This is a genomic window from Dactylosporangium sp. NPDC050588, assembly GCF_040654975.1.
In the GTDB taxonomy this organism is placed as follows: domain Bacteria; phylum Actinomycetota; class Actinomycetes; order Mycobacteriales; family Micromonosporaceae; genus Dactylosporangium; species Dactylosporangium maewongense.
In genome coordinates, this window is record NZ_JBFAJA010000002.1 from 85,271 (window position 1) to 99,485 (window position 14,215).

The 14,215-nt window shown below is 70.6% G+C and carries 10 protein-coding genes; 3 read left to right on the forward strand and 7 right to left on the reverse strand.

Annotated features, from left to right (window positions below):
- Positions 1–30: 30 nt before the first annotated feature.
- The 7 genes from AB0I21_RS01620 to gltB all read right to left on the reverse strand — a co-directional run bounded on the left by AB0I21_RS01620 (position 31) and on the right by gltB (position 10,780).
- Positions 31–1,167: a hypothetical protein gene (locus AB0I21_RS01620; protein ID WP_360558249.1), complete on the reverse strand. Its 1,137-nt coding sequence runs from the start codon at positions 1,165–1,167 to the stop codon at positions 31–33.
- Entirely contained in the window at positions 1,167–1,571 is a 405-nt protein-coding gene (locus tag AB0I21_RS01625; protein WP_344503101.1) for a hypothetical protein, read from the reverse strand. The genes AB0I21_RS01620 and AB0I21_RS01625 overlap by 1 nt, the downstream gene beginning before the upstream one ends.
- 103 nt (positions 1,572–1,674) lie before the next feature.
- Positions 1,675–2,751 carry a S8 family serine peptidase gene (locus tag AB0I21_RS01630; protein ID WP_360558251.1) on the reverse strand — a complete coding sequence of 359 codons (1,077 nt, stop codon included), beginning with the start codon at positions 2,749–2,751 and terminating at the stop codon, positions 1,675–1,677.
- Positions 2,748–3,836 (reverse strand): hypothetical protein, encoded by a 1,089-nt coding sequence (locus AB0I21_RS01635; RefSeq protein WP_360558252.1) that lies wholly within the window; start codon positions 3,834–3,836, stop codon positions 2,748–2,750. The genes AB0I21_RS01630 and AB0I21_RS01635 overlap by 4 nt, the downstream gene beginning before the upstream one ends.
- An 81-nt stretch (positions 3,837–3,917) precedes the next feature.
- Positions 3,918–4,688, reverse strand: coding sequence for a neutral zinc metallopeptidase (locus AB0I21_RS01640; protein ID WP_360558253.1), 771 nt, complete (start codon positions 4,686–4,688; stop codon positions 3,918–3,920).
- A 58-nt stretch (positions 4,689–4,746) separates the two neighbouring features.
- Entirely contained in the window at positions 4,747–6,219 is a 1,473-nt protein-coding gene (locus tag AB0I21_RS01645; RefSeq protein ID WP_360558255.1) for a glutamate synthase subunit beta, read from the reverse strand.
- Positions 6,212–10,780 (reverse strand): glutamate synthase large subunit, encoded by a 4,569-nt coding sequence (gene gltB, locus AB0I21_RS01650; protein ID WP_360558257.1) that lies wholly within the window; start codon positions 10,778–10,780, stop codon positions 6,212–6,214. Before gltB ends, AB0I21_RS01645 begins: the two co-directional genes overlap by 8 nt.
- A 430-nt stretch (positions 10,781–11,210) precedes the next feature.
- Here gltB and AB0I21_RS01655 point away from each other — a divergent pair, with 430 nt between their 5' ends.
- From AB0I21_RS01655 to AB0I21_RS01665, 3 genes are all read left to right on the forward strand, one after another.
- On the forward strand, positions 11,211–12,455 hold the full coding sequence (locus AB0I21_RS01655; protein ID WP_360558258.1) for an Ig-like domain-containing protein: 1,245 nt from the start codon (positions 11,211–11,213) through the stop codon (positions 12,453–12,455).
- 79 nt (positions 12,456–12,534) lie between these two features.
- On the forward strand, positions 12,535–13,245 hold the full coding sequence (locus AB0I21_RS01660; protein WP_360558260.1) for a CPBP family intramembrane glutamic endopeptidase: 711 nt from the start codon (positions 12,535–12,537) through the stop codon (positions 13,243–13,245).
- Positions 13,246–13,250: 5 nt separating this feature from the next.
- Complete coding sequence (locus AB0I21_RS01665; RefSeq protein ID WP_360558261.1) at positions 13,251–14,180, forward strand: CPBP family intramembrane glutamic endopeptidase; 930 nt, start codon at positions 13,251–13,253, stop codon at positions 14,178–14,180.
- The last annotated feature ends 35 nt before the right edge of the window (positions 14,181–14,215 follow it).

The window sequence follows — 14,215 nt, forward strand, 5'->3', positions numbered from 1 at the left end:
ACAGCACGAGGGCAAGCGCTCGACGTCTGGTCAACGGTCGATTCCGAGGACTCCGGGGCCCGGATCGTGCGGCCGGTCCTTCGGCGCTTCAATCATCGGTGCCACACCTTCGGGCGCGACCCACTGCCCGTCAGGATCGGCATGTGACGCCTGCCGTCGTGTCGCGTACTCCTCGAATGAGCGATCACGGTATCCACCGGAAGCGCTCGTTCCAGATCTGACCGCCGGGCCGCCCGGCGCCCCGCGGCTCATCGGTGCTCCTCCAACACCGGTCCGCGGCATCACGGAAGCACCGGTCTGCGGCATTCCCACCATCGGTCCGCGAACATTCGGCGCTCGCAACTCCGACTGACCAGGAACGATGACGGGACCCCCGATGACGCCGTTCGAAATTGCCGACACGGCTCGCGTACCGAAGCCGCCGGATGCGCTGGAATCCAGAGGACTGCCGCCGACCGCGGAGATTTGCGGTTCGACGCGCCGATCGACCGCCAGATCGAAGCCTTCGTCGATGTCGTCGTGGCGGATCGGAGCAGGTGGCTCGAACGCGGGAGACGCTGGCCGGCCCGAAACACGAGAAGCAACAAAGCCACGATCGCCGCCTCTTGGCGTACGCGGGTCGCTTCCGGGAACCTGTGCCGGAACAGCCGACTCCAGTTGGACACGGTCGCGAATGACACCATAGGTGGGCAGAGTCACGGCCAATCTCGCTGTCGCCTCGGCCACCACCTTGTCCGTGCCCATGAAGACCTCACGCGCCCGTTCATCCAACGACTTCTGCACCTGTCGCACGATTCTCGGGTCAGGGTGCGGAACAGCGGATTCGTACTTGGCGACCAGTGGCGCGAGATCGGTGCGAGCGTCGCCCAACGCCGCGACGATGTGCGCCAGGTTCGTCCTGACCTCGGCGGCCCCAATCGCCGCCTGTGTCATCGCCTCGATCATGTCGTTGACGCGTTGCTGGAATGCCAACGCCGCCCCACTGCGCTCAGGCGGCCATCCTTCGGCGAGGTGGTCTCGTAGGAGCCGCAGGCGGTCGCGTTGGGTTTCCAGGGCGGTCTGCTGGCGGCGCAAGGTGGCCAGGTGCAGGTGGGCGTGTTCGGGGTCGTCGGCGGTCAGCATCTCCCAGAGTTGGGGCAGGCGCCAGCGCTGGTACGACTCGGCCATCAGAGTGACCTGCCAGTCCTCGGGTCGTGCTGGGCGGCCCACAGCGCGTCGTCGACCTTGGCTGAGGCGACGGCCAGCGCGGTCTTGAACTGGTCGCCGCTCAGTGTGTCCGCGTGGGAGTATGCCGCCGCGACCTCCTCGGCTGCCTGCACGAACACCGCGCCGTTGTGGATGAAGGCGTCCATCAGGTCCAGGAGTTCGATGAGCTTCCGGTGGTACAGCGTCGCCGCCGCCTGCACGTCTGGGCTGGCCGTGCGGGTCCCGAACGTCGGGGTGTCGACGAACGTGCGCAGGATCTGGTCGTGCTCCGGCGACAGATGGCCGCTCAGGTCGGCCCGCAAGCCGGCCCCGAACGACCGGACGGCCTCCAGGTCGACGCTGAACCCCGCCGCATGATCACTCACCGCGTCCTCCCCGCCACGATGTGCAATAGACAGACGTGACGGTACCGCACGTTCAGAACCTCAAGACGCCCCGTTTCGCACCAACCGCAAAGCGTGACAACACCTACCGCCGCCGACGCCAGGCCACGAGACCGGCGCACCCGAGCACCAGCCCCGCACCAACAACCGCCCACACAACAGGCGACCGACCCGGCCGCTGAGACGACCCAGGCGATGGCGATGGCGATGCCGAGGCGGAGGACGAGGCCGCCGGGACAGAAGCCGTCAACGCCCCGACCGGATTGACGATGCCGTACCCGAACTCGTCGTCCCGTCCCGGCTTGCCCCGGTCGACAGCGGTGGCCGTCAACCGCCGTACCACCTCCGCGGCCGGCAACTGCGGAAACTTCGACCGCACCAGCGCCACCACCCCAGCCACGATCGCCGTCGAGTTGCTCGTGCCCTCACCGGTTACATACCTGTCGAAGGCACCTGTCGAGACGATGGCCACCGCCGGTGCGGCGAGCAGCACTTCCGGCCCGGTGGTGGAGATGGCGGCGTGATTGCCACTCTTGTCAGTCCCGGCGACCGCCACGACACCTGGGACGTTCGCCGGAAACGCGACCTGCCGCGTGTTCGTCGTGTTGCCGGCAGCGGCGACGACGACCACGTCGGCGGCGATGGCAGCCTCCACCGCTCGCCTGACCTCCGGATATTCACTGGTTCCGGCGGCGATGCAGATGACCTTGGCCTTCTGTGAGACGGCCCAGTCGATGCCCGCACCGAGGTTTACGGGCGAGCCGCCGAACTCGCTGCGAATGGTGCGGACAGGCAGGATCTGCGCCTTCGGGGCCACGCCGAGCACCCCGGAGTTGGAGGCGAGTCCACGACCGGCGATCAGCCCAGCCATTGCCGTGCCGTGGCCGTCGGTGTCGGTCCTGCCGTCGCCGCCGGCCTGCTCGCCGAACTCCTTGCCGGCGACCACCGCAGCGGCAAGCTCACCGCGCCGCGCGTCGACACCGGTGTCCGCGACCGCCACCAGCACGCCTTCACCCTGACTCAGGCGTTGCGCGGCTGGGATGTCGAGGGCGGCCAGGTGCCACTGGCGGTCGCGAATCTCGTCTGCGGCGGCACCGACCGGCAACGCCAGCATGACCGCGATCGACAACACCAAAGCGACAACACGAGCAGTGAGCTTCAACGGTCGATCCCGAGCACGCCCGGACCGGGGTCGTGCGTGGTCGGCGGCTTGGCCTCGAGCACGGGTGGCACCCCTTCCAGGACCGTCCAGGTGCCTTCACCGTTTGCCTGTGGTGTTCGGCGACGCGCGGCGTACTGATCGGACGACTGATCCCCATGTCCGCTGGTCATGGCCGCCGGACGTCGCATGCCCGCAACAGGTGCAGAACCCGCACGCCCCGATCCAGCAGGCGGCGACCCGCCGATCATCGGCGTGCCCAACGGGCGAACCGCCGATCCGCCCTCCGCGACAGGGCCGGGCACCCCGAGCCCGCCGCGTGAGCCGATGACGGGATAGGTCAGCGGTTCGCCGCCGGCCGACCAGGCAGGTACCGACGTGCTTCCGGACACCGCAAGTCCGGGAGTGTTGCCGGTTTGACTGCCGGCAAGGCCGACTTCGTCGTCAGGCACCGGCATCGGCGGTTCGAATCGCGGTGCGGGCAGCGACACGAGTGCGTCGCGTCCGCCCGACGTGAGGTTCATTGCTCCGTTTCCAGCGTCGCCAGGTTGCGTCGTACCGGGTACGGCTGCCGGAATCGTCTCTTGAGCACTGAATCGGGTGTAGATCGGCAGGGGCGCATCGAGCATCCCCAGGGCGTGCACCACCGTGGCGTCGGCCGCGATGAGCGCGTCTCGCGCCCGTTGATCCAATGCGCTCTTCGCATGCTGCGTGATTCTGGGATCGGCGACCTTGGACACCTTGTCGTACTCCGTGACCAACGACGCCAGGGTCGAACGTGACTCCTGGATCACGTTGACGATGTGGGCGAGGGCTGCACGGACCTCACCCGCTCCACGAGCCGCACCCGTCATGGCGTCGATCATGTCGTTCAACGCGTCGATGAACGCCGTGGAGGCTTCGCTCTTGGATGGGGGCCAGGAGTTGGCGAGGTGGTCTCGTAGGGAGCGCAGGTGGTCGCGCTGGGCTTCCAGGGCGGTCTGCTGGCGGCGCAAGGTGGCCAGGTGCAGGTGGGCGTCCGTGGCGTTGTCGGCGGCGACCATCTCCCACAGCTGGGGCAGGCGCCATCGGTGGTAGGTCTCGGCCATCAGACCGGCACCGGATGGTGATCACTCATCGCGTCCTCCCCGCCACGATGTGCAATTGACAGTCGTGACGGTACCGCAGGGTCAGCCGTGGTAGGAGGAGGGCATGTCGCAGGCTTCGAGGCTCTGCTCGTAGCCGTCGAAGAAAGCGCCGGTGCGTTGGGCGGCGGAGCCGTGGGCGCCTTCCTGGAACCAGGGTTCGTCGTCGGGGTCGGCGACGGAGAGGAGGCCGTTGCGCAGCTCGTCCAGGTCGCCGTCCTCGAGGGTGAAGTCGCCGACCTTGATGGAGTCGCCGATGTAGGCGCCGGCGAAGCAGTCGGCCTGGAGCTCCTGGTAGATGGTGAAGGCGTACTCGATGCCGAGGCGTTGCTGGATGGCGTGGCCGTATTCGTGGCCGAGGAGGTAGAAGACGAAGGCGTCGCCGAGGTCCTTGTAGACCTCCTCCGACCAGTTCACGTCGTACGCGATGAAGTCGCCGATGGGGCAGTAGGCGGCGTTCTGCGTCGGGATCGGTTGGGAGCCGCACATGACCTCGCCGTCGATGCGGTAGGGCACGATGCGGGAGACGGGCTTGAAGCCGACGATCCGGGAGCTCCAGTAGCGTTCGACGACCTTCACCGCGATGCGGACGTCGTTGGCGAACGTGGAGTCGGGCGCCGCGGCCGGCACGGGCGTCGAGGGGGAATACGTGGGCGCGGAGTAGGCCGGGGGCGTGTACGAGGGACGCGGCGCGGGGAACGGCGGCGCGGACGGGATGGTCGGCGCCCAGAACGGTGTGGTGTCGGCGAAGGCGGCCTCGGAGGGGAGCACCGCGAGGCCCACGACGAGCAGCGAGAGGATGAGCGGGCGTTTCATGGCCGAGGGGTACCCGGGAGCGGCCCCGCGAACAGGACCGCTCCCGATTAGCAACCCGTCAGGCGGTCAGGGCGCCCGCGCTCGGCTCGACCGGTGCCGGTAGGGTGCCGTCGCCGCCGAGGTAGGCGTGGATCGACGCCGCCGCGGAGCGGCCCTCGGCGATGGCCCAGACGATGAGTGACGCGCCCCGGTGCATGTCGCCGGCGACGAAGACGCCCGGCGTGGCCGACTGCCAGTCGGCGCCGGTGTCGATGCCGCCGCGACGGTTGCGGGTCAGGCCGAGGTTGGTCAGCAGCGGGCCGGGTTCGGTGCCCTCGAAGCCGATCGCGAGCAGGACCAGCTCCGCGGGGTAGAGCCGCTCGGTGCCGGGGATCTCGGTGACGACCCGCCGGCCGTCCACTCTGGACACCTGCACCTCGGCGATGCGCACGCCGGTGAGCTCGCCGTCGTCGTTGCCCTCGAAGGCGGTGACGGCGACCGCGAAGGCGCGCGCGCCGCCCTCCTCGTGCGCGGGGTAGTTGCGCAGGATCCAGGGCCACGTCGGCCACGGGTCGCGCGCCTCGTCGCGGGTGGACGGGGGCACCGGGTACTGGTCGAGCTGGAGCACGGACTTCGCGCCCTGCCGGTGCGCGACGCCGAGGCAGTCGGCCGCCGTGTCGCCACCGCCGATGATGATCACGTTCTTGTCGAAGGCGGAGATCGACGCGGACGGCACGCGCCCGGCGACGACCCGGTTGGCCTCGACGAGGTGCTCCATCGCGAGGTGTACCCCGGAAAGCCCCCGGCCCTCGATCTCGACGTCGCGGGCGGCCAGGGCGCCGCAGGCGAGCAGGAGCGCGTCGTGGCGGGCCCGCAGGTCGTCGACGGAGACGGTGACGCCCACGTTGACGCCGGTCTCGAAGCGGACACCCTCGGCGCGCAGCTGGTCCAGCCGCATGTCGATGTGCCCCTTCTCCAGCTTGAAGTCGGGGATGCCGTAGCGCAGGAGCCCGCCGAGGGCGTCGTCCCGCTCGTACACCACGACGTCGTGACCGGCGCGGGCCAGCTGCTGCGCGGCGGCGAGCCCCGCGGGGCCCGAGCCGACGACGCCGACGCTCTTGCCGGACCGCTCGGGCGCCGGACGGGGGGTGACCCGGCCGGCGGCCACCGCACGGTTGATGATCTCGACCTCGACCTGCTTGATCGTGACGGGCTGGCCGCCGGCGATCGACAGGACGCACGCGGCCTCGCACGGCGCGGGGCACAGCCGCCCGGTGAACTCCGGGAAGTTGTTGGTCGCGTGCAGGGCCTCGATGGCGAAGTCCCAGTTGCCGGTGCGGACGAGGTCGTTCCAGTCGGGGATGCGGTTGCCGAGCGGGCAGCCGTCGTGACAGAACGGGATGCCGCAGTCCATGCAGCGGGTCGCCTGCTCGGCGATCAGCTCGTCGGACGCGGGCGGGTACACCTCGCGCCAGTCGCGCAGCCGGACCGGGACGGGGCGGCGGGCGGGCAGGCGCCGCTCGTACCGCAGGAAACCGTTCGGGTCAGGCACGCGCCACCTCCATGACCGCCTCGTCGACGTCGCGGCCGGCCGCCTCGGCGGACCGCCTGGCCTCCATGACGCGCTTGTAGTCGCGCGGCACGACCGCCGTGAAGGCTGCCACGGAAGTGTCCCAATTGTCCAGGATGCGCGCGGCCACCGCGGAACCGGTCTCGGCGAGGTGCGCCTCGACCAGCGAGCGCAGCGCCTCTGCGGAGGTGACCGGCTCCAGGTCCACCAGTTCGGCGTTGACCAGCGTGTGGTCGAGGTTCCAGATGTACGCGACGCCACCCGACATACCGGCGGCGAAGTTCCGCCCGGTGGGGCCGAGCACGACCACGGTGCCGCCGGTCATGTACTCGCAGCCGTGGTCGCCGACGCCCTCGACGACGGCGGTCGCGCCGGAGTTGCGCACGGCGAACCGCTCCCCCGCCTTGCCGCGCATGAACAGCGTCCCGCCGGTGGCCCCGTACAGGGCCGTGTTGCCGCCGATGATCTGGTCCTCGGCGACGAACGTGGCGGTCGGGTCGGGGGTCACGACGAGCTTGCCGCCGGACAGGCCCTTGCCGACATAGTCGTTGGCGTCGCCGAGGAGCCGGAGGGTGACGCCGTGCGGGACCCAGGCGCCGAAGGACTGCCCGGCGGTGCCGCGCAGCGTGACGTCCACGGTGCCGTCGGGCAGGCCCGCGCCGCCGACCCGGCGGACGATCTCGCCGCCGAGCATCGCGCCGACGGAGCGGTGCTCGTTGCGGACGGCGATCTCCAGCTTGATCGGCGTGCCCTCGTCGAGGGCGGGCGTGACCGCGGCGATGAGCTGGTTGTCCAGCGCCCGCTCCAGGCGGTGGTCCTGCTTGGTGGTCTGGCGCCGGGCGGCGTCGTCGGCGAGCGGCGGGACGTGCAGCAGCGGGGTCAGGTCGAGCCCGCCGGCCTTCCAGTGGTCGACGGCCGAGCGGACGTCGAGCAGCTCGGTGTGGCCGATCATCTCGTCGAGCGTGCGGAAGCCCAGCTCGGCCAGGTAGCCGCGGACCTCCTCGGCCATGAACCAGAAGAAGTTCTCGACGAACTCGGGCGAGCCCGTGAACTTCTTGCGCAGCGCCGGGTTCTGGGTGGCGATGCCGACCGGGCACGTGTCGAGGTGGCAGACGCGCATCATGATGCAGCCCGACACGATGAGCGGCGAGGTCGCGAAGCCGAACTCCTCGGCGCCGAGCAGCGCCGCGATGACGACGTCACGGCCGGTCTTGAGCTGGCCGTCGACCTGGACGCTGACCCGGTCGCGCAGCCCCGACAGCAGCAGCGTCTGCTGGGTCTCGGCGAGGCCGAGCTCCCACGGCGTGCCGGCGTGCTTGAGCGAGTTGAGCGGCGAGGCGCCGGTGCCGCCGTCGTGGCCGGAGATGAGGATGACGTCGGCCTTGGTCTTCGCCACGCCGGCGGCGACCGTGCCGACGCCGACCTCGGAGACCAGCTTCACGTGGACGCGGGCCGCCGGGTTGACGTTCTTCAGGTCGAAGACCAGCTGGGCGAGGTCCTCGATGGAGTAGATGTCGTGGTGCGGCGGCGGGGAGATCAGCCCGACGCCGGGGGTGGCGTGGCGGGTCTTGGCGATCCAGGGCCACACCTTGTTGCCGGGCAGCTGGCCGCCCTCGCCGGGCTTGGCGCCCTGGGCCATCTTGATCTGCAGGTCGTCGGCGTTGACCAGGTACTCGGTGGTCACGCCGAAGCGTCCGCTGGCGATCTGCTTGATGGCGGAGCGGCGGCGCGGGTCGTGCAGGCGCTCGGGGTCCTCGCCACCCTCGCCGGTGTTGGACTTGCCGCCGATGTTGTTCATCGCGATGGCGAGGGTCTCGTGCGCCTCCATGGAGATGGAGCCGTAGGACATGGCGCCGGTCGCGAAGCGCTTGACGATCTCGGTGGCCGGCTCGACCTCCTCGATCGGCACGGCGGGGCGGACCCCGGTGCGCAGTTCGAACAGGCCGCGCAGGGATCCGGCCTGGCCCGCGAGCTCGTCGACCTTCGCGGTGTACCGCCGGAAGACGTCGAACTGCTTGGACCGGGTCGCGTGCTGGAGGAGGAACACCGTCTCCGGGTTGAACAGGTGCAGCTCACCCTCGCGGCGCCACTGGTACTCGCCGCCGACCTCGAGCCGGCGGTGCGCCCGCTCGGCGTCGTTGGCCGGGTAGGCGCGGGCGTGCCGCGCGGCGATCTCGGCGTGGATCTCGGCGAGGCCGATGCCGCCGATCTTGCTCGGGGTGCCGGTGAAGTACCGCTCGACGAGGCGCGGGTCGAGACCGACGGCCTCGAAGACCTGGGCGCCGCAGTACGAGCTGACGGTCGAGATGCCCATCTTCGACATAATCTTCAGGACGCCCTTGCCGAGCGCCTTGACGTAGTTGTAGATCGCCTTCTCGGGGTCGACGCCGGGCAGCGCGCCGGTGGCGATGAGGTCCTCGGCGCTCTCGAAGGCGAGGTACGGGTTGACCGCCGAGGCGCCGAACCCGGACAGCAGCGCGACGTGGTGCACCTCGCGGCAGTCGCCGGACTCGACGACCAGCGACACCTGGGTGCGGGTCTGCTCGCGCACCAGGTGCTGGTGGACGGCGGCGGTGAGCAGCAGCGACGGGATCGGCGCCAGGTCGACGGTCGAGTCGCGGTCGGACAGGACCAGGACCCGCACGCCGTCCTCGATCGCCTCGGACACGCCGCGCATGATCTCCACGAGGCGCCGCTTGAGACCGGTCGCGCCGTCGCGGATCGGGTACAGGCCGGAGACCCGGACGGCCTTGAAGCCGGGCAGGTCGCCGTCGTCGTCGATGTGCAGCAGCTTCGCGAGGTCGTCGTTGTCGATGACCGGGTACGGCAGGGCGATCTGCCGGCAGGACGCCGGGCCGGGCTTGAGCAGGTTGCCCTCGGGGCCGATGGTCGCGGCGACGCTGGTGACGATCTCCTCGCGGATCGCGTCCAGCGGCGGGTTCGTGACCTGGGCGAAGAGCTGCGTGAAGTAGTCGTACATCAGCCGCGGCCGGGTCGAGAGCACGGCGACGGGCGTGTCGGTGCCCATCGAGCCCAGCGGCTCGGCGCCGGCCCGCGCCATCGGCCCGATGAGGATCTTCAGCTCCTCCTCGGTGTAGCCGAAGGTCTGCTGGCGACGCTGCACGGAGTCGTGCGTGTAGACGACGTGCTCCCGCTCGGGCAGCGTGTCGAGGTCCATGAGCCCGGCGTGCAGCCAGTCCCCGTAGGGCTCGGCCTGCGCCAGCTCGGACTTGATCTCGTCGTCGGTCTTGATGCGGCCGGCGGCGGTGTCGACGAGCAGCATCTTGCCGGGCGCCGAGCGGCCCTTGGCCACGATCGTCGCCGGGTCGAGGTCGAGCACGCCCGCCTCGCTGGCGAGCACGATGAGGCCGTCGGCGGTCTGCCACCAGCGGCCGGGGCGCAGCCCGTTGCGGTCCAGGACCGCGCCGACGACCGTGCCGTCGGTGAAGGCGACGCTCGCCGGGCCGTCCCACGGCTCCATCAGGCAGGCGTGGAAGCGGTAGAACGCCTTGCGGAGCGGGTCCATCCGAGGGTCGTTCTCCCACGCCTCGGGGATCATCATGAGCACCGCGTGCGGCAGGCTCCGGCCCGCCAGGTGCAGCAGCTCGAGCACCTCGTCGAAGTTGGCGGAGTCGGACGCCTCGGGCGTGCAGATCGGGAAGAGCCGGCGGATGTTGCCGGGCAGGTTCTCGGTCGACAGGAGGGCCTCGCGGGCCGCCATCCAGTTCCGGTTGCCCCGGATGGTGTTGATCTCCCCGTTGTGGGCGATCAGCCGGTACGGGTGCGACAGCTCCCACGAGGGGAACGTGTTGGTCGAGAAGCGGGAGTGGACCAGCGCGATCGCCGACGTGACGCGCTCGTCGGACAGGTCGGGGAAGAACGACACGACCTGGTCGGGGGTGAGCATGCCCTTGTAGGTGATGGTGCGCGAGGACAGCGACGGCAGGTAGAGCTGGATGCCGCGCTCGCGGGTCTCCCGCTCGGTCTGCTTGCGCACGCAGTAGACGACCCGGTCCAGGTCCAGGTCGGACAGCACGGCGCCGGGCGCGCCGAGCCGCTCCGCGCTGATGAAGACCTGCTTGATGCGCGGCATCGCGGCGAGCGCGGTCGCGCCGAGGTCGGAGGCGTCGGTCGGGACGTCGCGCCAGCCGAGCACGTGGGCACCCTCGACGAGGGCGTACTTCTCCAGGACGCGCATCGCGCGCTGGGCGGCCTCGTCGTCGACGGGCAGGAACGCCAGGCCGGTCGCGTAGGAGCCGGCGGGCGGCAGGTCGATCCCGGTCCCGGCGGTGACGTCCCTGAGGAACGCGTCCGGGATCTGGATCATGATGCCGGCACCGTCACCGGTGTTCTGCTCGGCCCCGCGGGCACCTCGGTGGTCCATGCGCAGCAGCGCGGACAGCCCCTTGTGCACGACGTCATGGGACCGGCGGCCGTGGATATCGGCCACGAACGCGACCCCGCAGGCGTCGTGCTCAAAAGCAGGGTCGTACAGACCCTGCGGCTGCGGTCCCGGGTAACCCATCGGGCCTCCTGACGTCATCGATTGCGAGTCGGGACAACGTCGGCCCTAAAAACACCTTACGGAGCAGTCTTGCCAGTGTACGCGAAGATTGCGGCGCGATCCTCATGTGTTGTCCCGACCGGCCGCCACGCGCGATGCCGACCAACGTACCGCCTGTACCGCCGGACGGCCTACAACGTGAGATCGTGACAAATCCCACGAGCCGCAGGTGGGGGCGCTGCGGATGGTCCGTTACCGAATCGGGACGCAACCTCCGGCAGTCTGGAACACGTCCAAGGAGCGGATGGCTCGGGCCGTCCGTTACTTCCTACGATGATGCACGGCAAGATCGCCCGCCACCAGTTCGGCGACGAGTTGAACCGGCTGGCACAAACCTGGGATACACCGGCGTAGTTCACCGGCGCATGCTCGACCTCAACAACGCTAGCCCAACGAAGGAGGTGTGGACATGGGAGTCTCCGCACGCGCACTGGCCACGATCACCGCCCTTGCCGGCCTGATCGCCCTCTCTGCTTGCAGCGCTGACGAAAAGCCCAAATGGAGCGACAACAGCAACAGTGCCGGCGGCCCCTCGGCTTCCGCGTCCGCCGCGCAGCCAACCGCGACCCTCACCGCGCCCGCCGACGGCGCGACCGGCGTCTCCACCGCCACCGAGCTCGCCCTGCAGGCGGCGCCCGGCGCGAATGCGTCGGTCACCCTGACGGACGCCTCCGGTGCGGCGGTCGACGGCGGCCTGCGCTCCGACGGCACGACCTGGATCCCGGCGAAGCAGCTCAAATACGGCACGCAGTACACGGCGACCGTGACCTCCGCCGGCGACACCGCCGGGAAGAAGGTCACGTTCACGACCATGGCGAAGCCCGGCAAGACGGTCAACGTGTCGACCGCCCTGTCCGACAACAAGGTCTACGGGGTGGCCATCCCGATCGTCGTCCGCTTCGGCTCCAGCGTCCCTCAGGAGCTGCGGGCGAGCGTCGAGAAGCGGCTGCTCGTCACCAGCACGCCTCCGCAGGTCGGCACCTGGTACTGGTTCAACGGCGGCGAGGTGCACTTCCGCCCGAAGGAGTACTGGCAGACCGGCACGAAGGTCAGCGTCCGCCTGGCGACGGGTGGCCTGCAGCTGACCAAGACCGGCTGGGGCACCAAGGACGTCACGACCAACTTCACCATCGGTGACAAGATCGTCATGGTCACCGACGACAAGACCCACCAGATGACGGTGGAGAAGAACGGCGAGGTCATCAAGACCATCCCGGTGAGCCTCGGCAAGGCCAAGACGCCGAGCTCCAGCGGTGCCATGGTGATCATGGACAAGCAGCAGTCCGAGCTGTTCGTGTCGACCGACCCGTCCGACCCCTACCGCGAGACCGTGTACCTGACGCAGCGCATGACCAGCGGCGGCGAGTACATCCACGCGGCCCCGTGGTCCGAGGGCGACCAGGGCAAGCGCAACGTCTCGCACGGCTGCACGAACGTCTCGCAGAAGAACGCGAAGTTCCTGTTCGACCTGACGAAGATCGGCGACATCCACATCGTCAAGAACACCCCGCGCAAGCTCGCGTGGGGCAACGGCTGGACCGACTGGGACAAGACCTGGGACGAGTACGTCAAGGGCAGCGCCCTCCCGCCGCCGGCCGCGCCGGCCGCGGACCCGAGCGCCAGTCCTTCGGTGACCGTGTCGCCCTCCGCGTGACGCCTTGAAGGGGCCGCTGTCCCCGCCCACCGCAACGGCGGGCTGACAGCGGCCCCTTCGCTGTCTCATGATGGCTGCCGTGCTCGACTGGATCGACCCGACGTTCCACGCCACCGAGGTGATCCTCACGGTGCTGGTGATCGTCGTCCTGACCGTCACGGTCCTGCGGGCCTCACCGGACCGGATGCGGGCGCGGATCGCCGCCGGCGGCCTCGTCGCGGCGTTCCGCCGGTCGGCGGCGACGAACACCCTGACCGCCCTCATCGCCCTCGAGGCGGCCCTCGTCGGCCCCGGCCTGACCCTCACCGACCTCGGCCTGCGGCCCGTGACCCTCGGCGACGCCGCGATCGCGCTGGCCCTGTCCGCCGCGGCCGCCGGCACCGCCGCGGTGCTGACCGTCCGGTCCGGCCCCATCGACCCGGACGACGATCCGCTCGCGTTCCTGCGGCCCACGACGCCGCTGGAGCGACGCTGGGCGGCCGCCGGGGCCGTCGCGGCCGGGACCGGCGAGGAGATCGTGTTCCGTGGCCTGTTCATCGCCGCCGGCGTCGGCGTCCTCGGCCTCCCCGCGTGGGCGGCGGCCGTCCTCTCGGCGCTGCTGTTCGGGCTCGGCCACCGCTACCAGGGCCTGCGGGGCGTGGTCGCCACCACCGGGGCGGCGGTCGTGTTCACCGTCCTGTACGCGCTGACCGGCAACCTGCTCGTGCCGATCGCCCTGCACATCACTGTCGACCTGGTGTCGCTGCTGCTCGTGCCGATGTTGCTCGCCCGGCGGGCGGCCGCATCATGAACGGCATGTTCGAATGGGTCACCCCCGGGTTCGATCCGGCCGCCACCGTCCTGGTGCTGCTCGTCGCGCTCGTGACCACCGCCGGCGGCGTCCGCGCGGCGACGGCGAAGGCCCGCGCCGCCCGCGAACGCCTCGTCGCCACCCCGGGCGGCAGGATCCGCCTGTACCGCGGCGGCATCATCACCTCGATCGCACTGACGCTGGCCGCGTCCGCCGTCGCGGCGACGGACGGCGTCGGGCTCGCCGCCCTGGGGCTGCGCCCGGTCGGGGCCGGCGACGTCGCGCTCGCGGCCGGCGTCTCGGCCTGGTTCGCGCTGGTCGTGGTCGTCAACCACGCCCGCTTCGCGCGGGCCCGCCGCGACGGCGCCCGCACGCCCGGCCGGCGCGGCGGCGAGGAGGCCCTGGCCCGGATCCGGTTCCTGCAGCCGGTCACGGCGGCCGAGCGCTGGCTGGCGGGCCTGCTCTCCGTGTCCGTGGGCATCGGCGAGGAGGTGGTGTACCGAGGGCTGTTCATCGCCGCCGGCGTCGGGATCCTCGGGTTGGACGCATGGGTGGCCGCGGGGCTGTCGCTGCTGCTGTTCGGCGCCGCCCACCTGTACCAGGGCTGGCGCGGCGTCCTGGGCGCGACGGTGCTCGGGTCGCTGTTCACGCTGCTGTACGACTTCACCGGCGGGCTCTTCGCGCCGATCGTCGTGCACGCCGTGTTCGACGTGGCCGCCCTGGTCGCCGGGCCGCTGGTGGCACGGTGGGTCGAACGCCGGCCTCCATCGCCCGCCGCCACGCCTGCCCCCGGACCGGCCGCCGCCCCGGCCGCCGGCTCGACTGCCCCCGCACCGGCCGCCGCCTCGCCGGCCGCCGCCCCGGCTGCCTCGCCTGCTGCCTCGCCGGCTGTCAACCCGGGGCCGCTGACGTTACGCAGCGCGACGCCGGAGTGAGCGCCGGGTCGATATCGGCAATCGGATATCGCATG

Bases quoted from the DNA above. Each gene is read 5' to 3' on its own strand.
- AB0I21_RS01620 (WP_360558249.1), bottom strand. From the start codon at position 1,167: ATGGCCGAGTCGTACCAGCGCTGGCGCCTGCCCCAACTCTGGGAGATG.
- gltB (WP_360558257.1), bottom strand. From the start codon at position 10,780: ATGACGTCAGGAGGCCCGATGGGTTACCCGGGACCGCAGCCGCAGGGT.
- AB0I21_RS01635 (WP_360558252.1), bottom strand. From the start codon at position 3,836: ATGGCCGAGACCTACCACCGATGGCGCCTGCCCCAGCTGTGGGAGATG.
- AB0I21_RS01655 (WP_360558258.1), top strand. From the start codon at position 11,211: ATGGGAGTCTCCGCACGCGCACTGGCCACGATCACCGCCCTTGCCGGC.
- AB0I21_RS01665 (WP_360558261.1), top strand. From the start codon at position 13,251: ATGTTCGAATGGGTCACCCCCGGGTTCGATCCGGCCGCCACCGTCCTG.
- AB0I21_RS01640 (WP_360558253.1), bottom strand. From the start codon at position 4,688: ATGAAACGCCCGCTCATCCTCTCGCTGCTCGTCGTGGGCCTCGCGGTG.